We start from the raw sequence: 22,282 nt of genomic DNA on the forward strand, positions 1-22,282 counted from the left end.
CTCCCTCGATTTTCAAAACAGGACGTCCGGCAACAGGGTTGCCAGTGCCGGAAAGGCGGCGACCAGACCGAGCGCCAGAAGCTGGATGGCGACAAACGGGATCACCGAAACATAAATGTCAGAGGTGCGGATATCCGCCGGTGCAACCGATCGAAAATAGAAAAGCGCAAACCCGAATGGCGGCGTCAAGAACGAAGTTTGCAGGTTAAGCGCAATCAGGACCGCAAACCAGACCGGGCTTATGTCGCTTTGCAGGATAATCGGCCCGACAATCGGAACAACAATGAAAATGATCTCCACGAATTCCAGAATGAATCCGAGCAGGAAGATCACCAGCATTGTCAGCAACAACATGCCATAAGCACCGCCTGGCAAGGCGTGCAGCAACTCGGCCACATGTTCATCACCGTTGAACCCTCGGAACACGAGCGACAGGATGCTGGCAGCAATCACGATACCGAAGATCATTCCGGTGATGGTGACGGTTTCCCGCAGCGCGGGCACGAGTACTCCTCCCCGGATCAGAGAAGCTGCTGCGATGGCCAGCATGACAAGGGCAGCGGCCGTCATAACGACGGAGACGATCGTCAGTGTCGTCCAGCTGATCCGGCCTCCTTCAAACTCCAGACCGAACAGACCGAGCCTGCGCAGGATCAACAGCAGAATAGCAAAGGCAGCGCAGGCCATGGCAACACGCGCCACCTTGCCGTCGCTTCCTGCAGCCGCGATCAGGACAGCCCCTGCGACACCGACGCTTGCGGCTTCCGTTGGCGTTGCAATGCCGATCAGGATGCTGCCGAGCACGGCGATGATCAACCCGAGCGTGGGCGCGATATCCCGGAATAATTCCCGGCCTGACACGCGAGGCTTTGGTGTCGGGGTCTTAGCTTCCTGTCCCTTCGGAGAGGCCCGGCGCAGTCGCAGCAGGACGTATGCCGCATATAGCGCGACCAGGAGCAGCCCCGGGATCAGCGCACCGGCAAAGAGATCCCCCACCGTGACCGGGTCTGGCGCGAAGTTGCCGGCTTCCTGCTGCGCTTCGAAGTAGGCATTGGACACCTGATCTCCCAGGAGGATCAGAACGATCGACGGCGGAATGATCTGACCGAGCGTGCCGCTGGCGCAAATGAGGCCACTGCTCATGTGCTTGTTCACGCCCGCGGCCAACAGAGCCGGGAGTGTGATCGTGCCCAGCATGACGATGGTTGCCCCGATGATACCGGTCGAGGCGGCAATGAGTGCGCTTACCAGAACCACAGAAAGCGCCAGAGCGGACTGCTGCCCGCCCATTGCGGCCGTCAGGCTCTGGAGCATCCGCTCTGCCTGGCGTGACTTTTCAAGAAGCAACCCCATCAGCACGAAAAGCGGCACCGCCAACAGGAGCGGATTTGTCATCACGCCATAAACGCGCTGGGGAACAGCCTGGAAGAACACGAGGTCAAAATGCCCGGTGGCGGCGGCAACCAGCGCGACAATCGTCGGTGCGCCGGCGATTGCAAGCAGGACCGGCACGCCGGAAAGAATACAGGCAAATACGGAAAGGGCCAGAATGATGAGCCAGATGATATCGGCAGTCATGAAAATTTCCGTCGCATCGCGCCGAACAGCTTTTGAAGGATGTAGATCACCACCAGCGCAGGCAGGATCACCAGACAGGTCTTGACCAGAAACAGGCCGGGCAGACCGCCGGTTTCCGGAGAGCCTTCCAATATCGCCCAGGAGCTTTTGACGAGCGGGAATGCCGTCCAGAGCATGATCGCAAATACCGGTAGCGCGAGCAGGAGGTCTCCAAGCCAGTCGATACGCCGGTTTGTCCGCTCGCTCCAGTTCTGGCGAAATACATCGACCCGCACGTGCTTGTCTGCATCGAAGGAAACGGCGACAGAAAGGGCCACGAGGGCTGCAAAAGCGTAGTTGACCGCGTCCTGGATTTCCAGAAGACCGAAGCCAAGCAGATAGCGCATGAGCACCATGGCCAGCTGGCCGAAAAAGACGATCGCGGCAAACCCCATGCAAAGCATGTGTACCGCCCGAAAGACCCTACGCATTCATCACTCTTGCTGCTGGAAGTCGCATTTCGCTCTGGTCACGGCGTCGAGACCCGACCTTCTGGAGCCCCCTCCTTAGCCCCGCATTGCGCCACAGGCGAACCACACGGGACGTGGTCAGCTTAATGACCGAAATTGAGCGTGTATACAATGATTTGAGTGCTTTTTCCGGAAAAGGCGGACCACCCACAGAAGTCCGCCAACCGTGCCCCTGGAAATGCCGACCAGCGGCATATCGCCTCGATTGAGTGCTTCGCACAGGCTTCTTGTCTATTGCGGAGCAAAATGGATTGCGGCATTGCAGCAAATGGGCTAGGCCGAACTTCTCCTCCACTTTCAGGGCGCTTGTGCCCTGCCCGGTTCTCCTCCCGCGGGCAAGGCACGATTTCGGCGCTCTGGACAGTTTGCAACCATTCAATTTCTGGAGTTTGCGATGCTCAGCAAAAAAGTTCCGTTCGTTACCTTCCGCACCCGCGTCCGTGATGAATCCATTGAAGGTCCGAACCCGTTCCGCTGGGAAGACAAGACCAGCGACGACTACTTCAAGGGCAAGAAGGTCGTTCTGTTTTCACTTCCAGGCGCATTCACTCCGACCTGCTCCACCTATCAGCTTCCGGATTTCGAAAAGCTGTTTGAAGAGTTCAAGGCTGAAGGCGTTGATGAAATCTACTGCATCTCCGTCAACGACGCTTTCGTGATGAATGCCTGGGCAAAGGCCCAGGGCGTCGAGAACGTCAAGGTTATTCCGGATGGATCCGGCGAGTTCACCCGCAAGATGGGCATGCTGGTTGCCAAGGACAATCTCGGGTTCGGCATGCGCTCCTGGCGCTATGGTGCGGTCATCAATGACGGCATCGTCGAGCAGTGGTTCGAAGAAGAAGGCTTCTCCGACAACTGCGAAAGCGATCCTTACGGCGTTTCCTCGCCGCAGAACATCCTGGAAAAGCTGCGCGCTGCAAAAGTGCAGGCCGCCTGATCCACCAGGAACTGGTTCAGCAAAAAGCCCCGGAGCAATCCGGGGCTTTTTCATTTTCCAACACGATTTCCGGAAAAGCCGGAACTACTTGCGGCCTTCCAGACGGCGGCGTTCGTCCTCCGACCTCAGCTCCAGCCACATCGCGTTCAGGATCGCCATGGCGCAGGCCAAAGGCATTCCGAGGACCCAGGCAAAATACCACATGTTGCAGTCTCCTCAGTAAGCGCTGTGGTTGTCACGTTCGATGGTTTCTTCATCCACCTTGCCCCACAGGACCTTGTACACCCAAGCGGTGTAGACAAGGATGATCGGCAGGAAGATAAGCGTCGCCACCAGCATGTTGAACAAGGTCCGGTGGCTGGAAGATGCGTCCCAAACCGTCAGGCTGGCTTCGGGCTGTATCGATGATGGCAGGATGAACGGGAACATCGAGACACCGACTGTCGAGATGATCCCGAAAATCGCCAGCTTCGAGAAGAGGAAGATCAGCATTTCGAAACGCGTCTGCAAAAGCACGAGCGTTCCGAACAGGCCAAGGAACCCGAGACCGGGGGCCAGCCAGAGGATGGGGTGGACTGTGTAGTTGTACATCCACGCACCACCTTCGGTGATTGCCTGCTTCGCCAGTGGATTGGCCGCCATGTTCGGATCGATTTCGGATGTAATGCGGAAACCTTCCACATAGCCGCTGGCAACGAGATAGCCTCCGAGAGCGAACAGAGCGATGCTGAGGCCTGCCGTTACCGTGCCGAACCGCCGGGCGCGCGCAGCAATATCACCTGACGCCCGCATCACCAGCCAGACAGACCCATGCGTGACGAGCATTGTCACCGACAACAGCCCGCACAGCAGTGAGAACGGCGAGAACAGAGCGAAGAACGACCCTTCGTATGTCATGCGCAGATCGTTATCGAGCGAGAACGGGACCCCGAGCAACACATTGCCGACGGCAACACCGAAGACAAGCGCCGGTACGAAAGACCCCGTGAACAGTGCCCAGTCCCAGGCGTTGCGCCAGGAGGGATCCGGCCGCTTGGACCGATATTTGAAGGCCACCGGCCGCAGGATCATTGCGGCCAGTACCACGAACATCGCCAGATAGAACCCCGAGAAGCTGATGGCATAGAGCGGCGGCCAGGCAGCAAAGATCGCCCCACCCCCCAGGATGAACCAAACCTGGTTTCCTTCCCAGGTCGGGCCGATCGTGTTGATGACGACACGCCGTTCGATATCTGTCTCGGCAACGAAGGGCAGCATCGCGCCAACGCCCATGTCGAAACCGTCCATCACGGCAAATCCGATCAGAAGGACGCCGAGCAGCAGCCACCAGATCATCTTCAGGATGGAGTAGTCGATCATTTCATAGAGGATCATTTTCGATTACTCCGCTGGTACAGAGGCTGCGGCCGGGACCGGCTGCTTTGGCGCGGCCGGAACCGCATCCGGGTTCTCGCCGTCTTCCGGACCGATCTTGATGTATTTGATCATCAGCGTGATCTCGATCACCAGAAGCGTGCTGTAGAGTGCAACAAAACCGGCGAGCGTCAGCAGGACCTCGGTCACGCTAAGGCTCGAGACACCGGCAGAGGTCGGCAACATACTTTCGATGATCCAGGGCTGACGGCCATACTCGGCGACGAACCAGCCCATTTCGCAGGCGATCCACGGCAACGGGATCGACCAGACTGCGACATGCAGCAGCCAACGACGCTTTTCTCTGAGAACGTCCAGCCGTCCGGACGACGAATAGTAGAAGAATACCGTGGTCATCAGGATGAAGAAGAAGCCGCACGCCACCATGATCCGGAAGGAATAGAACATCGGCATGACTTCCGGCACGGTGGACCAGGCGGCCGCGTCTACCTGAGCGGTGGTCGCATCCATCGGATTGTCCGTGAACGGCAGCAGCAGATAGGCGTACCCAAGCGAGTTTTCGTTCTGCAGGAAGGTCTCGCGGACATCCGCACTTGCATTTGCCGGATCCTGCCGGATTTTCTGCAGCGCATCCCAGGCTATGGCACCCTGCCGGATGCGGTCCTTTGTCCGCTCAACCAGATCCTTGATGCCGGGAATGATCGTGTCGAGGGAACGCGTTGCGATCAGGCCCATGACATAGGGCACTTCGATGGCAAAGACGTTCTCCCGCTTCTCCATATCCGCCCAAGCAATCACGTTGAACGAGGCCGGAGCCGGCTCGGTCTCCCACATGGCTTCGATCGTCGCCAGTTTCATCTTCTGGTTCAGGTTGGCCTCGTAGCCGCTTTCATCCCCGAGAACGACAACCGAAAGTGCAGATGCAAAGCCGAATGCGGACGCAATGGCCATGGATCGTTTGGCGATCGGAATATGTCGGCCTTTCAACATGTACCAGGCAGAAATACCCAGAACGAACATGGATGCGGTGACATAACCTGCAGAAACGGTGTGCACGAACTTCGCCTGGGCCACCGGATTGAACAGCACTTCATAGAAACTGGTGACTTCCATGCGCATGGTGTCGGGGTTGAATGCGGACCCGACAGGGTGTTGCATCCAGCCGTTGGCGATCAGGATCCAGAGTGCCGACAGGTTTGTTCCAATCGCGACGGCCCACGTGGCAGCCAGATGCTGGCGCTTGGAGAGCCTGTCCCAGCCGAAGAAGAACAGCCCAACGAATGTGGCTTCCAGAAAGAAAGCCATCAGGCCCTCGATCGCCAGAGGCGCACCAAAGACATCGCCGACATACTGACTAAAGTAGGCCCAGTTCATGCCGAACTGGAACTCCATCGTCAGACCGGTAGCGACCCCCAGGACGAAGTTGATCCCGAACAACGTGCCCCAGAACTTGACCATGCGTTTCCAGACCTCTCGGCCGGTCATCACATAGACTGTTTCCATGGTGGCCAGCAGGATTGACAGGCCGATGGTCAAAGGCACAAACAGGAAGTGGTAGAGCGCTGTCATGGCAAATTGCAGCCGGGACAGGTCAACGACGTTCAGTTCCATCGTATTCCCCCTTTACGGACCGGAGAGGCCCGAGCATTTCGGCAGTCGTGTCAAAGGTTCTATCGAACCGCAACAGGCACGTCTGCACATCAGGACGATCGACGGGTAAATGCCCTGTCGGAGGAGACCGGGCCTGTGTCGATCTTGATTGAAAACCCGGTTTTCGTCCCGATCCGGCAACGGCAATCAACTTCACAGTGAATGCGGATTGCGGCCGCCAATCCCGTCAATGAACCGGCTTGGAAAACGAGTCTTCCTATGGCCTGATCGTGGCCCACCGCCCCCCCAAGGTCAATGCGACAGTTAGGTCGCGGCAACCTCAAGATGCGGAAAACTGCGGGAGAACTCATTGAAATTCGGAAAGAATTATTTCCGGCGACCGAATGCCGCTGCCGCATGGTGCCGTCAGATCCAGCACGCGGTCTGCCCGCTCCAACTCCTGTCGACGGTGCGCAATCATCAAGACGGCCGCATCGCCGCGGTAGGACAAAAACCGGTCCAGAACATCCGCAGCGGTTGCAGCGTCCAGTCCCTCGGTCATCTCGTCCAGAACAAACAGGGCCGGCCGCGTCAGAAAGGCACGCGCCAGGGCAAGCCGCCTCTGCTCTCCACCGGACAGTCCGAGTCCCCCCTCACCGAGTATGGTCTGCAGGCCTTCCGGATTTTCAGAAATGCGTTCAGCAAGCGCCGCCTGTTCGAGCGCACGCCAAAGTTCCGTGTCGCCAGCATCCGGGTTTGCAACACGCAAGTTCTCGGCAACGGTCTCGTTGAAGAGATAGGCCTTTTGCCCAATGACGGTAACCTTGCGGCGTAGCTCTTTCTCGGAGATACGGTCGATTTCCAGCCCACCCAGAAGTATCTTCCCCTGCCCTGGCTTTCGTAACCGCGCGGCCAATGCCCCAATCGTCGACTTGCCGCAACCGCTGCGCCCTGCCAATGCGAGAATTTCGCCCTGCGCAAGGTGAAAGGAGAGCCCCTCCAGAACGCTTCTGTCAGCACCGGGATAGCCAAAACTGACGTCCTCGAAAGCGAGCGCAGGCACGGTGCCTTGGCGTCCAGTCTCTGGTACGGCAAGGCTCTGCGAAGGCTCGACCTCATCGGGGCGACGCATCAAGTGCATGATCCGACCAGCTGCCAACGCAACGCGAGGCAGTCTGGAAAGGCCAGGCAAGCTCATCGAGAATATTTCCGGAAGCCCCATCACCACCAGTATCAGACCGACGCTGAAAGCAGCCGTCAGCGCGCCATTCCCGACTTCGTGCAGACAGACAAGAAGCATGACGGCAAGAAACAGCTGTCCAAGGAGTGTGGAACCCGCTGTCAGCTTGCTGGTACGGTGATCCTCAACCTCCTGGGCTTCCGCCAATCGCGTGTCGGCGACAAGGACCGAGTCGGCTGCCGCTTCCAGCCCCCCGTAAATCGCAAGATCCCGCCGGCCTGCCGCCAGATCCGCCGCTCGAAGCCGCATGGCATCCAGCGCCGCGTCAGAGCGGCGGGCGGTTTTGGTGTCGGACCGTGCAAAGGTCCAGACCGCGAGCCCGAGCCAGGCCAAAACGAAGGCTGCTCCGGTAAGCAACAAAAGCGGCGATACGCTGCTCCAGACCAGAAGCAGCGAGACAGCAACAACCAGCGACAGCACCAGAGGAACCACCAGACGCAAATAAACCGTATCGAGGACGGCAACGTCGAGTGTCAGACGATTGAGCAGCAATCCGGATCGCTGACCGTCGTTTGTCTTTAGTGCCATCGCCGCAAACAGCCGGTTTCTGAACCCAGTCAGAAACCGGAACGTGGCGTCATGTGTCAGGACCCTTTCACCGTAACGGCCGGCGGTACGGACTATTGCAAAGGCCCGAATGAGCGCGCTTGGCGCAAAAATGTTCAAGAACGCGCCACTCAAACCCGCAATAGCCGCAGCGGTGATGAACCAGCCGGAAACGCCGAGCAGAAGAAGCCCGGCAGCCGCAGGCAGCAATGCCACAAGAATGCCAAGCCAGAAATGAAAGCTGTCGTACCGGTGCTGGGTGCGAATGATATGCCAGACAGACCTCACCCGAACACCTCCCCTTCGGCGAGGACGCCGAGCGCCTTCAGGTCAATCCGCCGCGAGGCGATTTTCCGAAGGGCCGGGTCGTGTGTGGCGATCACGGCGGTCCGGCCATCGCAAAGTTTCCGCAATCCCTCGATGACATCTGCTGCCGTTTCTTCATCCAGCGAGGCTGTTGGTTCGTCCGCCAGCAGCAGGACAGCATCCTTGCGCATTGCCGCCCTCGCGAGAGCCACCCGCCGGATCTCCCCGACAGAAAGGCCGAAACCGTCTTCTCCCAAAGGTGTTTCCAGACCACGAGGCAAACGCTGGACGAGCGCTTCGGCCCCGGCAAGGCGAAGGGCTTGCCAGAGATCGTCCTCCGTAACCGCTGCAGATGTATCAACAGCTCTCAGGAGGTTGGCCTTGAGACTGCCGTGGAACAGCCTGGGCGACTGGCCGAGCCATATAACCTTTCGACGCAGCAACGGTGCAATCGCGGTTGCAGTAAGGTCATTCACCTGAATTTCGCCGGAATCAGGCTCCTGGAAGCCCAGTATCCCGTCAATCAGTGTGGTCTTGCCGCTGCCGCTCGGCCCTTCGACCAAAAGCGTTTCATCCGGCTCAATCCTCAGATCGAACTCCTTGAAGACACAGCGCTCATCATGGGAAATGCCGACAGACCTGAACTGAATGGCGGGCGGGCCTGAAAGTGAAATGGTACCGACCGGCTCGTCTGATCGTTCAGCGCGCTTAGGGTTTCCGGGGGTTTCCTGCGACGGGAAAAGTGTCGCCAGCTTCTTCCGCGCGGCAAGTCCGCCTGCCCTGTCATGATAGGCTGCCGCGTAGGCACGCAAGGGGGCAAAGAACTCCGGTGCGAGCAGCAGAATGAACAGGCCCTGCGCAAAGGTCAGGGGCCCGCCCCAGGTTCCAGCCTGGATTTCACCCAATAGCGAAAACCCCACATAGACCGCGCAGAAGGCTATTCCGAGTGCAGAAAAGAGTTCCAGAACGGTTGAGGATAGGAATGCGATCTTCAGGACGCGCATGGTGCCGGTTCTGAACCGTTCGCCCGCGTCAGCGATTTGCCGCTGGGTACGCTCGATTGCGCCAAACAAGGTCAGTGTTTCCAGGCCCCTGATCCTGTCCAGCAGACTGCCGCTCAGCCGCACCAGTTCTTCCTGTTGCGTCTCGCTCGCAGCCTTGGCACGCATACCAATCAGCGCCATGAAAACAGGAATGAGCGGCCCGCAGACAACCAGGATCAGCGCGCCGACCCAACTGAACACGGCAGTGGCGGCAACGATCCCGAGGGGCACAAGACGAAGCCGAACCTTCTGAGGTTCGAAATTCCGATAGTACGGTCCGAGCAGGTCGACCTGTTCGGTAACATGGGCGGCAAAGGCACCCGAAGATGGGAATTCTGAAGATGGCGACGTTCTGGCGGCAACGGAAAGCAGCTCTGCACGTGCCCTGCTCTGGATTGCACGCGCAGTTTGCCGGGCAACCGTTTCGGCTCGGTTTTGCAGAAACACTCTCAACACAGCAACCAGTGCGATGCCGGCGGCAGCCTGGAAGGCCAAGCCTGTCAGATCGCTTTCGATAACCTGGCCGTCATCTGCGGCGGAAAAAATCATGGGGAGCGATCCGAGCGCCCAGGAAATCAATCCGGCCTGTGCAATCCACAGCAGATCGGATACGGCCAGCAGCCGACCAGCCCGTTTCAGGCTGCGGCTTTCTCCTTTGTCCGGCCAGCCGAAAGCAGCTGCTGCTTCGCTGTCCTGCCCCTCACCCTCAAGCACCGTCCCGATCTTTTCCCTTTTTATTGTCATCAGCCGTTTAGTGTCGCCCCGTCCGCCCAAATTCAAGAGGCAGATTGCCACGGTGGCAATGGGAATGCCATGCAAGGGCGACCGGTATCGGCGCAGTACTGCGCCAGCAAATGCCTATTTTCTTTCACCGGATGCACAATCCTGACAAGAGGTTTTCAGGACGCTTGTGAGATCTTCGTTCATGAAATCATCTCCTGAAACTCCAGGAGACAGCTTTGTGCAGGCCTTGTTTCCAACAAACGCCCGAAAAAGGCAGCTGCTGCGTCTAACAGCCAGTGCCTTTAGCGGAGGTTCGCGGTGACAGCTATCGCACGAGACGATGCTCCAATTCGGAAAGCACCGCGGCGAGAACCGCTTCGGCGCGTTCTTCCGTGCACCTTGGCCTAAGGCGGGCAATCAGAAACGGGTCCCTGAACAGATGCGTTGCGTCTTCAGCCAATTCGCACGCCCTTTTCAGTTCGCGTCCTTCAAATACGGCGCCAAGGATCCCTTCCAGCATTTTCCGTAATCTGCTCACATGGATGGTGACAGGTTCGGGATGCTCTCCAGCCAGTGTTAGATAGGCCCGGAACAGGTCCGGATCGTCGTCAAACCTTTCTGACTTGATTACGAGCTGTACCCTGACAAAAGCTGCCAGTTTCGATTGCCAGCTTTCCGCAGCTGAAATTTCCACCTGAAGCGCAACTTCCACGTCTGCGAACCAGCGTTCCGCCAAGCCGGCCATGAGAGCCGCCTTGTTGGGAAAAAACCGGTAGACATTCGATTGCGACATCCGACAATCGGCCGCCAGATCAGTCACGGAAAAGCGCGGCGAACCTTGCCGCCGCAAGCGGTGTTCCGCAGCCTGCAGCAGGCTCTCCCGGATTTCGGCGTTTTCAACCTTCGGTCTTGCCATTTCTAAAGCCAGCGCCTCACATTTTTTCTGTAGTCTAGGTAAGGCTGGCCAAACGTCTTCTCGGCGTTCCGCTCCTCAATCGGGATGTACCAAAACTGCGCGGCCAGAAAAAAGACGATTGCGAAAAGGACGTTCAATGCTTCGTTGGTGCAGACAGCAACCCCGAGCAGCATCAACAAAAACCCAAGATACATCGGATTGCGCGAAAGCGCGTAGATGCCGGAGGTGACCAAGCGGGTTGGCTGCCGGAACGTATGGATTTCCGTTTCTTGCGAAAGGAAAGTGCCATGCCCCTTTTTGAGGAAAAACAACCCCAGGGCGACGACTGCCAAACCGGTCCACTGGAACGGTGCAGGAAGCATGGGCGAACCGGGAGACAAGATCGTGACCGGGACCATCGACAACAGGAACAGGCCGAAAAGGACAGGCGGAATTATCTGAGGCATGAGAGGTCTCCACACGCATTTCATAATAAATAATAAAAATAATCTTTTATCATTTTACAAGACAAAAAAGAGGCGCTCCAGGCGAAGCCGGGAGCGCCAGACCGGACTTGGTCCGGGAGGAATTACTTCATCGTCGGGATCACGAACTCGGCCCCGTCCTTCAGACCTGACGGCCAGCGGGAGGTCACGGTCTTGGTGCGGGTGTAGAACTTGAACCCGTCCGGACCATGCTGGTTGAGATCGCCGAAGCCTGACTTCTTCCAGCCGCCGAAAGTGTGGTAGGCGAGCGGCACCGGGATCGGCACGTTGATGCCGACCATGCCGATGTTGATGCGGGACGCGAAGTCGCGGGCGGTGTCGCCGTCACGGGTGAAGATCGCAGTGCCGTTGCCGTATTCGTGGCTGAGCGGCAGATCGAGAGCTTCTTCGTAGGTCTCTGCGCGAACCACGGACAGGACCGGACCGAAGATTTCGGTCTTGTAGATGTCCATGTCCTTGGTGACGTTGTCGAACAGGCAGCCGCCCATGAAGAAGCCGTTCTCATAGCCCTGCATGGAGAAATCGCGGCCATCGACAACCAGCTTCGCACCTTCCTTGATGCCCTGGTCGACGAGCCCCTTTACGCGGGCAAGCGCTTCCTTGGTCACCAGTGGACCGAAGTCGACGTCATTGCCAGCCGTGTACGGCCCGATCTTCAGTGCCTCCACCTTCGGCGCAAGCTTCTCGATCAGTGCGTTTGCGGTGCTTTCGCCAACCGGCACGGCAACAGAAACAGCCATGCAACGCTCGCCGGCCGCGCCGTAACCGGCACCGATCAGAGCATCGGCTGCCTGATCAAGGTCGGCATCCGGCATGATGATCATGTGGTTCTTTGCGCCACCGAAGCACTGGGCGCGTTTGCCGGATGCAGTTGCACGGGCATAAACATACTGGGCAATCGGCGTGGAACCGACGAAGCCGACAGCCTGGATGGTTTCATCGTCCAGGATTGCATCGACCGCGCTCTTGTCGCCGTTGACGACGTTCAGAACACCTTCCGGCAGACCGGCTTCGATCATCAGTTCAGCAAGCATGATCGGCACGGACGGATCGCGCTCGGACGGCTTCAGAATGAAGGCGTTGCCACAAGCGATCGCCGGGCAGAATTTCCACATCGGGATCATGGCCGGGAAGTTGAACGGCGTGATGCCGGCAACGACGCCAAGCGGCTGGCGCATGGAGTACATGTCGATGCCAGGACCGGCGCCTTCGGTAAATTCACCCTTCAGGAGATGCGGCGCACCAATGCAGAACTCGGCGACTTCCAGACCGCGGATAACGTCGCCCTTGGCGTCCGGAATCGTTTTGCCGTGTTCGCGGGAAAGAGCTTCTGCCAGCTTGTCCATGTCGCGGTTGAGAAGATCTACGAACTTCATCATCACGCGAGCGCGACGCTGCGGGTTGGTGGCAGCCCAGGCAGGCTGTGCGGCAGCAGCATTGGCAATTGCCGCGTCCATCTCGGCCTGGCTGGCCAGGGCGACCTGCGCCTCGACTTCACCGGTTGCCGGGTTGTAGACGTCTGCAAAGCGGCCGGAGGTTCCCTCCACGTGCTTGCCGCCGATAAAATGACCGATCTTCCGCATGTCGCGTTTCTCCCAATATGTCCTGACACCAGCCAAAAGGATTTTGGGCGAGCGTCCGAGATGACGTCTTTTTTGACTTTTATTTTTGCCACAAACAAGAGCCAGATTTCCGGACCCGTTGTGCGTTTTTTAAAGTTATGCAATAAAACGCCACGAAGCGTCTGAGACAAACGATAGGTCCAATCCCCCTCGGTTGTCATCCCGGTTGAAACTCTACCAAAAGCCGGTGTGCAGCAAGGCGTGAACTCACCACCATGAACGCGGCGGCATCGTGCCTGGTATCTGACACCAGCTGAAAAACAAACCGGAGCGGGCTGGTCATCGCGGAAAGAAAATCGACATGAACTGGGACGACATCCGCATCTTTCTCGCGATCGCTCGAACAGGACAAATCCTGGCGGCAGCGCGCCGTCTCGGCCTCAACCACGCCACGGTGGCGCGCAGGCTGACGAGCCTCGAAGACAGCATCGGCACACGCCTCTTCGACAGATCAACATCCGGCTGCCTTCTGACGGAAGCCGGCAGCCGGTTCTTTGACCGGGCAGAACGGATCGAAGCCGAGGCGGTGGCAGCGGAAGCCGACCTGACAAACAATACGCCGGAAATTTCCGGAACCGTTCGCATCGGCGCGCCCGATGGTTTCGGTGTCGCGTATCTTGCGCCCCGGCTTGGCAAGCTCACGGAAAAACATCCAGGACTGACGGTGCAGCTCGTTCCCGTACCCCGCTCCTTCTCGCTCTCCCGCCGTGAAGCTGATATCGCCGTGACAATAGACAGGCCGGAAACAGGCAGGCTGGTTGCCGGCAAGCTCATCGACTATTCGCTCGGCCTTTATGCGTCAAAAACCTATCTGAAAAGCCGGGGAACACCTGCCTCCGCAAGCAATCTGATCGACCACGATCTTATTGGCTACGTGGAAGACCTGCTCTACTCGCCATCGCTGAACTATGGCACCGAGATCCTGAAAGACTGGACCGCGCGATTTGAAATCGCCTCCGCACTTGGCCAGACCGAAGCAGTCAGGTCCGGCGCCGGTATCGGCATTCTTCACGATTTTATCGCACGCGACAATGCGGACCTGGTCGCCGTTCTCCCGGAGATAAAGCTTCACCGGGCCTACTGGATGGTGACACATGAAAGTTCGCGCCCTCTCCGCCATGTCGCCGCGGCACAGGATTTTCTGCGCGATCAAGTCGCGCGCGATAAAGCGATTTTCGTTTAACCAGGCCGAAGGCGAAACGAGTTCCACCTACCGCCAGGGATCTGTCGCCATTATCCATTCCCTGGTGCGCGCTTCCGGATCGGCATTCCGGGTGATGTCGGTGACAACGGCTGCGATATCTGCGCCGTTCCCGAACACACCCGGCAGACGCTCCGGATTGAGGCCGCCAATAGCAACAAGCGGCAATTCGCCGATCTGCCGCTTCCACCGACCAACCTTTTCAACGCCTTGGGGCGCCCATTTCATTTCTTTCAGGATCGTTGGATAGACAGGCCCCAGCGCGACATAATCGGGCTCGATAGAAAGAGCGGTTTCCAGTTCCTCACCGTCATGGGTCGAAACGCCAAGTTTCAGCCCCGCCTTGCGAATGGCCGCCACATCGGCGTGAGCAAGGTCTTCCTGACCAAGGTGGACAAAGTCGCAGTCCAGTTCAATCGCGAGCTGCCAATAGTCGTTCACGACAAGTTGGCAGCCGTGCTTTTCGCAAGCGCTCTTGGATGCTGCGATTTCCTTGCGCAGGACTTCGTCGCTCGCGTCCTTGATGCGCAGTTGAACCAGTTTGACGCCAAGCGGAACCAGCCGCTCGATCCAGTCGGAACTGTCGACGATGAGGTAAAAGGGATCGAGCTTCATTCAAACACCGCCATTCCGAGAACCGGGGTAGAAGGAACCGCCATGTCGCGAGGTTCCAGGGGTTGGGCTTCATAGGCCAGGCGACCGGCCTCAATTGCAACTGCAAAGGCCTTGGCCATTGCGACAGGGTCTCCGGCCTTTGCCACAGCCGTATTCAGCAGCACCGCATCGAAACCGAGTTCCAGAACAGCGGTCGCATGGGACGGTCTGCCAAGACCGGCATCCACAACAAGTGGGATGCCTTTGAAGTGACTGCGATAGGCACGAAGGGCATCCGGATTGACCGGCCCTTTCGCCGAACCGATTGGCGCACACCAGGGCATCAACACCTGGCACCCCGCCTCAAGCAACCGTTCGCCGACGACAATATCGTCCGTCGTATAGGGAAACACCTTGAAGCCGTCATCGCTCAGGATACGTGCGGCTTCCACGAGGCCAAAGACATCCGGCTGCAGGCTGTCGTGATGACCGATCACTTCCAGCTTGATCCAGTCGGTACCAAAAAGGTCGCGTGCCATTTTTGCGGTGGTGACGGCTTCCTTCACCGAATGACATCCGGCAGTGTTGGGCAGAACCTTGACGTTCAGTTCCCGGATCAGGTCCCAGAACCGGCCGCCTCCGCCACTTCCTGCCGTTTCGCGCCGAAGGGACACCGTCAGAATTTCAGCCCCAGATACCTTCACCGCGTCCGACAGAATTTGGGGTGATGGGTACTGGGCAGTTCCAAGCAGGAAACGCGACGCAACGCTTTCGCCATAAACTTCGAACATGGGCGTCATCCTCCCTGCATCGGCGACAGGATCTCGATACGGTCGCCAGCTTGAAGGAAGCAATCGCTTCGTTCTTCAGCACAAACCAGATCGCCGTTGCGCGCCGTTGCAAGAAACTCGTGGTCATAGGCCAGTTCGTCCAGAAGCGCAGCCAGCGTCGCGCTGACAACTTCCTGAGGTTCGCCGTTAATGGTTAGCTTCAAGGGACTTCTCCTGAAGGTGTTGCATGATCCTGTCTGCCGCTTCCATGGCAAAATGCGGAGCAAGCAGGAAACCATGCCGGTAGAATCCGTTCACTGACAACGTGTTGCCGGTAAACGTGAGACGAGGAAGATTGTTTGGATATGCCGGGCGGAGGCCCACCCCGGTTTCGATGATCTTTGCCTCGGCAAATCCCGGATGCAGGCTGTAGGCGGCATTTAGAAGTTCCATGGTGGACCGAACACTGACCGCTCCCTGGTCACCGCTTTCGATCATGGTTGCCCCGACCATGAAGACACCGTTGTCACGAGGCACGACATAGACCGGGATGCGCGGGTGCAGAAAACGCACCGGCCGCGAAAGCGAGACATCCGGCGCGTGGAGGATCAGCATTTCACCGCGTACGGGACGCAAGTGCGGATCCGGCGAGGCCATGCCGGTACAATCGGCGACAATATCGGTCGCCGCGGTGAAGTGCTGCGCCTCTAACCTCACCTTGGCACCACTTTCAGACACCTTTGCCCTCAATGCCGTGAGGGCCCGCCGCGGATCGAGATAGGCTTCCCCGGCAAAATGGAGCCCCTTTGCAAATCGGCCTGCGAGGTCCGGCTCGAGTGCGCCCAGCGCGTCAGCGTCGAGCCAGGCAAAGCCGCTGGTTCGAGAAGCAAAGCGACTTAACTCGCCGGTATCGCGCGGCGCGGCAACAACCAGCGTGCCATTGTGCGAAACCTGGCCCGGCAGGACCTTGCTCCACCAGCCAATGGAGGCTTGCCCGAGCCGCAGAACATCTTCCTCGGCACTTTCCCGCTCACACCATGGCGCCAACATGCCGCCTGCGAGCCAGGAGGCACTGGCTGTGAGATCCTTGTGTTTTTCCAGCAGCTCCACCCGCACACCGCGCGAGACAAGCTCATGTGCCAGTGCCAGACCGGCGACACCCGCCCCTTTGATACCGACCTTCATTCCGCCTCTCCTGCCAGGGTGGACGTCAGTCGTTCGACATCACGGAATGTCTGGTAGCCCGCTTGCATTCAACGGATCTCCGCAAGGACCGGAAAAGGGCCCGCATTTCGGACATTCGGCTTGGAAAGGTGGCCGGGTTGGAGCATTGCCGTGGCGAACGCAGCTGGCCAAGAACACCTTCCCTTCGCCAGCATGACCTGGATCAGGTTCGTCGGGTCCCTGCACTGCGCAAGTGCGCCAGCAGTATCTCAGCCTCTTCTGGAGGCACCCCGGGTGAGCCCCTGTTGTGCCGCCCGTCAGGCGCACCTGTCAAGAGACAGGATGAGCCTTCATCCTTGTTGCCAGGGGCGCGCCAGAAAGTCGTCGATTTCGGCAAGGGTATTGAACCGATAGACTTTCAGATGATCCGGAGGTTCGCGGTAGATGTGCTCCAGCTTGGCTCTGGCGGAGTGTCTCGTTCGCCAGATGAACCTCAGGAATTCAACAGTTTGCCAGTTGAACTGCTCCGGGCAGCCCTCGGCCAGATCCGGACGGCTTTGCCCATTGTATTTCACCGACCGTTTCAGCACTCGAAATATGCGGCGCGTCACCGGGACATCGAGCCAGATGAAAGTGTCGGCACGTTCGATACGTTCCGCATAGGTGCTTGAATGACCGCCCTCGAAGATCCACACATCCTTCAGATGGACCTCATGCGTCAGCCGGTCTTTCTCTTCCCGCGTCCGCTCGTTCCAACCGGAGCGGTAGTGGATCTTGTCCATATGATAGACCGGCAGTCCGGTTTTCCACCCAAGGGCAACGGCAAGCGTGCTTTTGCCCGAGCCCGGGCCGCCAACGATCATCACGCGTTTCATGTCGCACCAAACAAAAGCAAGGAAGGGCCGGTCGTTATACAGATTGTGCAGGGGATGAAAACCCGAAACAGACTGTTCAATGGACACTTCGGCTTCGCAGGCCCTATCTAGTTTGCAAGACAGAATGTTCTTTGATGGAGAGGCAGATGAGCTGGTTGAATTGCCCTGATCCCGTACCGGGAAATGCTGCAAGCTGTGACCCGATTGAAACGATCATCGTACCACGGACATCCGACCTCGGCGGATTTTCGGTAAGACGTGCCTTGCCGTCTGCCAGGCGGCGGATGGTTGGCCCTTTCATCTTCTTCGACCAGATGGGCCCGGCAGAACTTTTGGTCGGCGGCGGTATCGACGTGCGCCCGCATCCTCACATCGGGTTGGCGACGGTGACCTATCTCTTCGAAGGAGAGATGTATCACCGTGACAGCCTTGGAACGGAGATTGCGATTGCCCCCGGTGCTCTGAACTGGATGAGCGCCGGCAAGGGCATCGTGCATTCCGAACGTGAGAGGCCGGAACGCCTGCAGAAAAAACGTCCCCTGTTCGGCCTGCAGAGCTGGGTGGCCCTGCCCAAACACCTGGAAGAGACCGATCCGACCTTCCAGCACCACGGCACCGAAGAACAGCCGGAATTTGCCGACAAGGGCGCTTCAGTCAAACTTATCGCGGGCGAGCTTTATGGCCATAAGGCACCGGTAAAGACAGCGTCCGACATGTTCTATGCCGATATCACGCTGGAACCGGGAGCGAAGATCCCGCTGGATGCCGGATGGGAAGAGCGCGGCCTTTACACGGTCTCGGGCCAGATCACCATCGCCGGCCAGAATTTCGATCCGGCCCAGCTGCTGGTGTTCAAACCGGGTGATCATCTGGTGATCGAAAACACGTCTCCCGTGCCGGCTCGTTTCGTAGTGCTTGGCGGCGAACCGATGGACGGCCGGCGTTATATCTGGTGGAACTTTGTGTCTTCATCGAAAGAGCGCATCGAGCAGGCCAAGGAAGACTGGCGTCTTGGCCGTTTCGATACGGTACCCGGCGATGCGGAAGAGTTCATTCCCTTGCCTGACCGTCCGGGGCCCTGACACTCCAGCCGCTTTCCAGTGGCGGTGCTTTTTCAAACCTGTCGGCGGGCCGGATAAGGTCCGGCTCGCCAAAGTCCAGAATGATGTTGAGCCGTTGGCTTGCCAGCGGGTCCCCCGTCAGATTTGGATCTTCCGGCGAAACCGACAGCCGCACGCCCCGGTGTGTCGTCTCCAGTTGCCTGAACCCGGAAACCGCCTCGCGAAACACTTCCGGAACCGTCCAGCCATACCGAAGCGAGAGGGCGTCGATCACCAGCCAGACCGCATCAAGGCCGATCTGCATCTGGCGCGGATCCTCCACCACCAGCTTCAGCCGCAGATAATCGATGCTTTTTTCCGATGGGCCGCGCAGCAGAAAGAAAAGGGTTGTCGAGCCGTAGTCGACGCTGGGTGTGGTCAAGGGCACCAGGTCGGATGCACATTGCCAACGGCCTTCACTGAAAGGTGCCCGGCTCCAACCAGGATTTCCGAGCCCCAGAGACCGTAATTCGTCGCATAGCTGATCCGGCTGGCCCAGGAAGCTGCGTTTCAGCTCCGCGGACAGTTCCGGTTCCGGAGCCAGCAGCACCTGCTTGGCCGGAGACTGCAGGGAAGAAAGCGGATCAGGCATCAAGGGGGCGGTTGCAACGCTTTCCTCACTCCCTTGCCCGGCAAGGTGCAGGAACAGGCCGCCAACGGCGAAACCGGCAGCCAGCAACGCCAGGGTTCCCCAGATGTAGTACGGCGTCACCTGAGCACGTTTACGAGATCTGGACGCGCGGGTTGGCAGGCCGGGCCTCCTGGGCTCGCCTCCTTCAGACAGAGTTTCCATGTCCGGCTCGGCCCAGCGCGGGCCCTTGGAACGGTGCCCCGGCCTCGACCTGGAATGCGCTCCCCTACCCGTCCGGTCTGCCGACATTGCAGCCGATCCAAGCAAATGCCTGAGCTTGTCTGCGAAACCTGCCATTCAGTCCCTTAACACCACGATCCTCAACCGAGTGGTCAAGGGCACGGGATTTATCAAACCAATACCTTGAAAAGGCAACCGGATACCTGTCATGTAAGCGCCGCTTCCACGGTCGCGCAGCCAAACGTAACGCTCGCACCCGAACCAGAACCAAAGAGGCCCCGAATGCCCACCTTTCCAGGTGACACACCTGACCTGCGCCGTGCGATCATCGAGACAGCCCGTGCCTTGCCTCGTCTCGGACTGACCAAGGGCACCTCAGGAAATGTCAGTGCACGCACCGAATCCGGTTTTTTGGTGACGCCGTCGGGAACGCCTTACGAAAATCTGACTGAAGACAAGATTGTCGCGCTGGACTGGGAGGGCTGCTACCGCGGCGAGACACTACCGTCTTCCGAATGGCGGATGCATCTCGACTTCTATCTGGCGAAGCCGGATTGCGGCGCGGTGGTGCATTGCCATAGTCCTCGCGCGACCGCCCTGTCCTGTCACCGGCGCGGTATTCCTGCATTTCACTATATGGTGGCGCTTGCCGGTGGCGACCGTATTGAATGCGCCCATTACGCCACCTTCGGCACCCGTGGATTGTCCGAGGCAATGATTTCAGCACTTGGCGACAGAAACGCCTGCCTGCTTGCAAATCATGGGCAGATCGCCGGTGGAGAAACCTTGCAGAAGGCGCTTTCGACCGCGGAAGGCGTGGAAGATCTGGCAGACCAGTATCTATCAGCCCTGATCCTGGGTGAACCTGTGATACTGGATGCGGAGGAAATGACCGTAATCTTGAAAAAATTCAAAACCTACGGAAAACAAACAAGCGAACTTGAAGACGGCCAGACAGCTGCCTTCGAACTGCCAAGACGGATGGACTGAAAATGCGGCTGGGAATTGACTGGGGTGGAACCAAGATCGAAATCATCGCTCTTTCCAACGAGGGCGAGGAACTGTTCCGGCAACGGGTCGACACACCCAGGGACGACTATGAAGGTTGTCTGGAAGCAGTCCGTTTTCTGGTCGAGGCGGCCGAAAAGGCAACCGGACTGACGGGAACGCTCGGTCTTGGAATTCCCGGTTCGCTTTCCCCCAAGACAGGTCTGGTCAAGAACGCCAATTCCACCTGGATGAACGGCAAGCCCCTGGACCAGGACCTGCAGAGGGTTCTTGGCCGCCCGGTTCGTATCCAGAATGACGCAAACTGTCTGGCTGTTTCCGAAGCGACCGATGGCGCAGGTGCTGGAGCGCATATCGTTCACGCGATCATCATCGGCACAGGCAGCGGCTCGGGCATTGCCATCGACGCGAAAGCCCATCTTGGTGCCAACGGCATCGGTGGCGAATGGGGAGCGATCACCGTGCCCTGGCTAAAGCCGGAGGAGTATCCGGGTCCCGACAGCTGGATCGGCCACAAGGGCGCCATCGATCGCTGGTGTTCGGGAACGGGTTTTCAGCTTGACTACAATGACAGGACCGGAACGCTGCTGAAAGGCCATGAGATCATGGCACTGAAACGCTCCGGCGACGTGGTGGCAACTGCCGTCTACGAGGCTTATGTTAGCCGTCTTGCCCGTGCGCTCGCGATGTCGGCAAATCTGCTCGATCCGGACGTATTCGTCCTGGGTGGCGGCATGTCGAATATCGACGAACTTTATGCCGACCTTCCGCCCGCGATGACGCCTTACATTTTCTCAGATACCTTCGAGACACCGATCCGCAAGGCTATGCACGGCGACAGCTCTGGTGTGCGGGGAGCTGCCTGGCTCTGGGGGTGAGAAATCACCTGGAAGCCAAAGACGAAAAACCGATCCCGCGAGTTGCGGGATCGGTTCTTAGGGGTATGGCAAGACTAGCCTGACTTTTTCGCTCCAGCGCCGCGCCCTTTGCTGACGAGCACAATCCCTGCCCCGACAGCTGCGACGGCCGCCAGTTTCGCCATGTTTGGCACTTCACCAAAGGCGAGATATCCGAGGCCAAGACCAATCACCGCGGCAACGGAACCTATCTGGCTGAGATAGACAGGCCCGGCTGTGTGCTGCAGGCGGAAATACAGCCCGTACTGAAAAGCGAATATCGTTATTTGGGCTGCCAGCAGGCCAGTGGCCTCCAGTGACCAGGTGCCAGGCACAACGGGGATACCGGCCATGGCAGTAAATAATCCGAGTGCCGCAAACCCGACCAGCATCATGCCGAGAGCAAGATTGACCGGCCGCGCGCCTGCTGGCCACTTCACCGTGCGAAAAATGTTACCGGAAGCCAGGAATACAGGGATCGACAGAGCAAACATCGCCCACCAGGAGGCATCCACGGAAAGCTGACGTCCGGACGCCGCCAGCAAGATGCCACCAGCCAGACCGAACAGAACGCCGACCCCACGCAGAACCTGAAACTTCTCCAGGCGCAACAGAACAGCAAATCCATAAGTCAGAACCAGCGGAAAAGCGTAGCTCAGGGAAACAAACCCCGCCCCGACCTTTGGCGCAGCAACCACTGCGATCATGTTCGGGGCAATGAACAGGAGACCGCTGACCAGCAGGTAGAAGGCAAACTGGCCCCGGCTGACACCTGTGTCCCCTTTGGCGGCGATACTTCCTCCGGACGCAATCCTGCTAATAACGAACAAACCCGCAGCACCGCCAAGGATGGACCATTGCAACAAGGCCAAAGGATGCCACCCGGTCATGGGGGCGGCCTTGGCAATCACCGTGGATACGGCGAGAAAACCACCGACAATCAACAACAGCACCAACGGCTGATCCAAAGGACTTTCACGCCTTTCGCCTGAAA

General features: G+C 58.5%; 22 protein-coding genes and 1 riboswitch. Of the genes, 5 read left to right on the plus strand and 17 right to left on the minus strand.

Features of this window, described 5'->3' with window-relative positions; all coding sequences use genetic code 11:
* Positions 1-12: 12 nt before the first annotated feature.
* Together HCG46_RS18380 and HCG46_RS18385 are read right to left on the minus strand one after the other, a co-directional pair.
* Complete coding sequence (locus HCG46_RS18380; protein WP_062488973.1) at positions 13-1,578, minus strand: TRAP transporter large permease subunit; 1,566 nt, start codon at positions 1,576-1,578, stop codon at positions 13-15.
* Positions 1,575-2,048 (minus strand): TRAP transporter small permease subunit, encoded by a 474-nt coding sequence (locus HCG46_RS18385; RefSeq protein WP_208984142.1) that lies wholly within the window; start codon positions 2,046-2,048, stop codon positions 1,575-1,577. Before HCG46_RS18385 ends, HCG46_RS18380 begins: the two co-directional genes overlap by 4 nt.
* 433 nt (positions 2,049-2,481) lie before the next feature.
* On the opposite strand from HCG46_RS18385, the gene HCG46_RS18390 reads away from it, so the two are divergent.
* On the plus strand, positions 2,482-3,024 hold the full coding sequence (locus tag HCG46_RS18390; protein WP_055653804.1) for a peroxiredoxin: 543 nt from the start codon (positions 2,482-2,484) through the stop codon (positions 3,022-3,024).
* Positions 3,025-3,108: 84 nt separating this feature from the next.
* On the opposite strand, the gene cydX is transcribed toward HCG46_RS18390, so the two are convergent.
* From cydX to HCG46_RS18430, 8 genes are all read right to left on the minus strand, one after another.
* On the minus strand, positions 3,109-3,228 hold the full coding sequence (cydX, locus tag HCG46_RS18395) for a cytochrome bd-I oxidase subunit CydX (protein ID WP_031270783.1): 120 nt from the start codon (positions 3,226-3,228) through the stop codon (positions 3,109-3,111).
* Positions 3,229-3,240: 12 nt separating this feature from the next.
* A complete protein-coding gene (gene cydB, locus HCG46_RS18400) occupies positions 3,241-4,398 on the minus strand; it encodes a cytochrome d ubiquinol oxidase subunit II (protein ID WP_168687009.1) in 1,158 nt (385 codons plus the stop codon).
* Positions 4,399-4,404: 6 nt separating this feature from the next.
* The gene (locus HCG46_RS18405) at positions 4,405-6,009 is read right to left on the minus strand and encodes a cytochrome ubiquinol oxidase subunit I (protein WP_168687010.1); all 1,605 of its coding nucleotides are present in this window, start codon (positions 6,007-6,009) and stop codon (positions 4,405-4,407) included.
* Positions 6,010-6,355: 346 nt separating this feature from the next.
* A complete protein-coding gene (gene cydC / locus HCG46_RS18410; protein ID WP_168687011.1) occupies positions 6,356-8,062 on the minus strand; it encodes a thiol reductant ABC exporter subunit CydC in 1,707 nt (568 codons plus the stop codon).
* Positions 8,059-9,867, minus strand: coding sequence for a thiol reductant ABC exporter subunit CydD (gene cydD / locus HCG46_RS18415; protein WP_168687012.1), 1,809 nt, complete (start codon positions 9,865-9,867; stop codon positions 8,059-8,061). Before cydD ends, cydC begins: the two co-directional genes overlap by 4 nt.
* A 304-nt stretch (positions 9,868-10,171) precedes the next feature.
* A complete protein-coding gene (locus HCG46_RS18420; RefSeq protein ID WP_168687013.1) occupies positions 10,172-10,762 on the minus strand; it encodes a TetR family transcriptional regulator in 591 nt (196 codons plus the stop codon).
* Between the two features lie 2 nt (positions 10,763-10,764).
* Complete coding sequence (locus HCG46_RS18425; RefSeq protein WP_168687014.1) at positions 10,765-11,124, minus strand: isoprenylcysteine carboxylmethyltransferase family protein; 360 nt, start codon at positions 11,122-11,124, stop codon at positions 10,765-10,767.
* Positions 11,125-11,330: 206 nt separating this feature from the next.
* The gene (locus tag HCG46_RS18430; protein ID WP_077293079.1) at positions 11,331-12,830 is read right to left on the minus strand and encodes a CoA-acylating methylmalonate-semialdehyde dehydrogenase; all 1,500 of its coding nucleotides are present in this window, start codon (positions 12,828-12,830) and stop codon (positions 11,331-11,333) included.
* A gap of 340 nt (positions 12,831-13,170) precedes the next feature.
* On the opposite strand from HCG46_RS18430, the gene HCG46_RS18435 reads away from it, so the two are divergent.
* Positions 13,171-14,052, plus strand: a complete 882-nt coding sequence (locus HCG46_RS18435; protein WP_168687015.1) for a LysR family transcriptional regulator — start codon at positions 13,171-13,173, stop codon at positions 14,050-14,052.
* 27 nt (positions 14,053-14,079) lie between these two features.
* Here the strand turns inward: HCG46_RS18435 and HCG46_RS18440 are convergent, their stop codons facing one another.
* The 5 genes from HCG46_RS18440 to HCG46_RS18460 all read right to left on the minus strand — a co-directional run bounded on the left by HCG46_RS18440 (position 14,080) and on the right by HCG46_RS18460 (position 17,473).
* Entirely contained in the window at positions 14,080-14,685 is a 606-nt protein-coding gene (locus tag HCG46_RS18440; protein WP_168687016.1) for a thiamine phosphate synthase, read from the minus strand.
* Positions 14,682-15,455: a thiazole synthase gene (locus tag HCG46_RS18445; RefSeq protein ID WP_031270781.1), complete on the minus strand. Its 774-nt coding sequence runs from the start codon at positions 15,453-15,455 to the stop codon at positions 14,682-14,684. Before HCG46_RS18445 ends, HCG46_RS18440 begins: the two co-directional genes overlap by 4 nt.
* A 5-nt stretch (positions 15,456-15,460) precedes the next feature.
* A complete protein-coding gene (thiS, locus tag HCG46_RS18450; RefSeq protein ID WP_055653784.1) occupies positions 15,461-15,658 on the minus strand; it encodes a sulfur carrier protein ThiS in 198 nt (65 codons plus the stop codon).
* Positions 15,642-16,619, minus strand: coding sequence for a glycine oxidase ThiO (gene thiO, locus HCG46_RS18455; RefSeq protein WP_055653782.1), 978 nt, complete (start codon positions 16,617-16,619; stop codon positions 15,642-15,644). The genes thiS and thiO overlap by 17 nt, the downstream gene beginning before the upstream one ends.
* Positions 16,620-16,780: 161 nt before the next feature.
* A riboswitch (TPP riboswitch) is annotated at positions 16,781-16,901 on the minus strand.
* A gap of 47 nt (positions 16,902-16,948) precedes the next feature.
* On the minus strand, positions 16,949-17,473 hold the full coding sequence (locus tag HCG46_RS18460; RefSeq protein ID WP_205838579.1) for a DNA topology modulation protein FlaR: 525 nt from the start codon (positions 17,471-17,473) through the stop codon (positions 16,949-16,951).
* Between the two features lie 146 nt (positions 17,474-17,619).
* Here HCG46_RS18460 and HCG46_RS18465 point away from each other — a divergent pair, with 146 nt between their 5' ends.
* The gene (locus HCG46_RS18465) at positions 17,620-18,555 is read left to right on the plus strand and encodes a pirin family protein (protein WP_168687018.1); all 936 of its coding nucleotides are present in this window, start codon (positions 17,620-17,622) and stop codon (positions 18,553-18,555) included.
* On the opposite strand, the gene HCG46_RS18470 is transcribed toward HCG46_RS18465, so the two are convergent.
* On the minus strand, positions 18,524-19,366 hold the full coding sequence (locus HCG46_RS18470; RefSeq protein ID WP_152506886.1) for a DUF6030 family protein: 843 nt from the start codon (positions 19,364-19,366) through the stop codon (positions 18,524-18,526). The two genes, HCG46_RS18465 and HCG46_RS18470, sit on opposite strands and share 32 nt — an antisense overlap.
* Before the next feature lie 300 nt (positions 19,367-19,666).
* Here HCG46_RS18470 and HCG46_RS18475 point away from each other — a divergent pair, with 300 nt between their 5' ends.
* Positions 19,667-20,374, plus strand: coding sequence for a class II aldolase/adducin family protein (locus HCG46_RS18475; protein WP_168687019.1), 708 nt, complete (start codon positions 19,667-19,669; stop codon positions 20,372-20,374).
* A gap of 2 nt (positions 20,375-20,376) precedes the next feature.
* Positions 20,377-21,270, plus strand: coding sequence for an ROK family protein (locus HCG46_RS18480; RefSeq protein WP_168687020.1), 894 nt, complete (start codon positions 20,377-20,379; stop codon positions 21,268-21,270).
* 74 nt (positions 21,271-21,344) lie between these two features.
* Here HCG46_RS18480 and HCG46_RS18485 read toward each other — a convergent pair whose 3' ends face one another.
* Positions 21,345-22,256: a DMT family transporter gene (locus tag HCG46_RS18485; protein ID WP_023004087.1), complete on the minus strand. Its 912-nt coding sequence runs from the start codon at positions 22,254-22,256 to the stop codon at positions 21,345-21,347.
* Between the last annotated feature and the right edge of the window lie 26 nt (positions 22,257-22,282).

Source organism: Labrenzia sp. PO1, from assembly GCF_012273635.1.
Lineage (GTDB): Bacteria > Pseudomonadota > Alphaproteobacteria > Rhizobiales > Stappiaceae > Roseibium > Roseibium algicola.

What these genes read in the sequence shown, in the direction of transcription:
- HCG46_RS18380 (WP_062488973.1), bottom strand. Translation starts at nt 1,578, where the DNA reads ATGACTGCCGATATCATCTGGCTCATCATTCTGGCCCTTTCCGTATTT.
- HCG46_RS18385 (WP_208984142.1), bottom strand. Translation starts at nt 2,048, where the DNA reads ATGCGTAGGGTCTTTCGGGCGGTACACATGCTTTGCATGGGGTTTGCC.
- HCG46_RS18390 (WP_055653804.1), top strand. Translation starts at nt 2,482, where the DNA reads ATGCTCAGCAAAAAAGTTCCGTTCGTTACCTTCCGCACCCGCGTCCGT.
- cydX (WP_031270783.1), bottom strand. Translation starts at nt 3,228, where the DNA reads ATGTGGTATTTTGCCTGGGTCCTCGGAATGCCTTTGGCCTGCGCCATG.
- cydB (WP_168687009.1), bottom strand. Translation starts at nt 4,398, where the DNA reads ATGATCCTCTATGAAATGATCGACTACTCCATCCTGAAGATGATCTGG.
- HCG46_RS18405 (WP_168687010.1), bottom strand. Translation starts at nt 6,009, where the DNA reads ATGGAACTGAACGTCGTTGACCTGTCCCGGCTGCAATTTGCCATGACA.
- cydD (WP_168687012.1), bottom strand. Translation starts at nt 9,867, where the DNA reads ATGACAATAAAAAGGGAAAAGATCGGGACGGTGCTTGAGGGTGAGGGG.
- HCG46_RS18420 (WP_168687013.1), bottom strand. Translation starts at nt 10,762, where the DNA reads ATGGCAAGACCGAAGGTTGAAAACGCCGAAATCCGGGAGAGCCTGCTG.
- HCG46_RS18425 (WP_168687014.1), bottom strand. Translation starts at nt 11,124, where the DNA reads ATGCTTCCTGCACCGTTCCAGTGGACCGGTTTGGCAGTCGTCGCCCTG.
- HCG46_RS18430 (WP_077293079.1), bottom strand. Translation starts at nt 12,830, where the DNA reads ATGCGGAAGATCGGTCATTTTATCGGCGGCAAGCACGTGGAGGGAACC.
- HCG46_RS18435 (WP_168687015.1), top strand. Translation starts at nt 13,171, where the DNA reads ATGAACTGGGACGACATCCGCATCTTTCTCGCGATCGCTCGAACAGGA.
- HCG46_RS18440 (WP_168687016.1), bottom strand. Translation starts at nt 14,685, where the DNA reads ATGAAGCTCGATCCCTTTTACCTCATCGTCGACAGTTCCGACTGGATC.
- HCG46_RS18445 (WP_031270781.1), bottom strand. Translation starts at nt 15,455, where the DNA reads ATGTTCGAAGTTTATGGCGAAAGCGTTGCGTCGCGTTTCCTGCTTGGA.
- thiO (WP_055653782.1), bottom strand. Translation starts at nt 16,619, where the DNA reads ATGAAGGTCGGTATCAAAGGGGCGGGTGTCGCCGGTCTGGCACTGGCA.
- HCG46_RS18460 (WP_205838579.1), bottom strand. Translation starts at nt 17,473, where the DNA reads ATGAAACGCGTGATGATCGTTGGCGGCCCGGGCTCGGGCAAAAGCACG.
- HCG46_RS18465 (WP_168687018.1), top strand. Translation starts at nt 17,620, where the DNA reads ATGAGCTGGTTGAATTGCCCTGATCCCGTACCGGGAAATGCTGCAAGC.
- HCG46_RS18470 (WP_152506886.1), bottom strand. Translation starts at nt 19,366, where the DNA reads ATGGAAACTCTGTCTGAAGGAGGCGAGCCCAGGAGGCCCGGCCTGCCA.
- HCG46_RS18475 (WP_168687019.1), top strand. Translation starts at nt 19,667, where the DNA reads ATGCCCACCTTTCCAGGTGACACACCTGACCTGCGCCGTGCGATCATC.
- HCG46_RS18480 (WP_168687020.1), top strand. Translation starts at nt 20,377, where the DNA reads ATGCGGCTGGGAATTGACTGGGGTGGAACCAAGATCGAAATCATCGCT.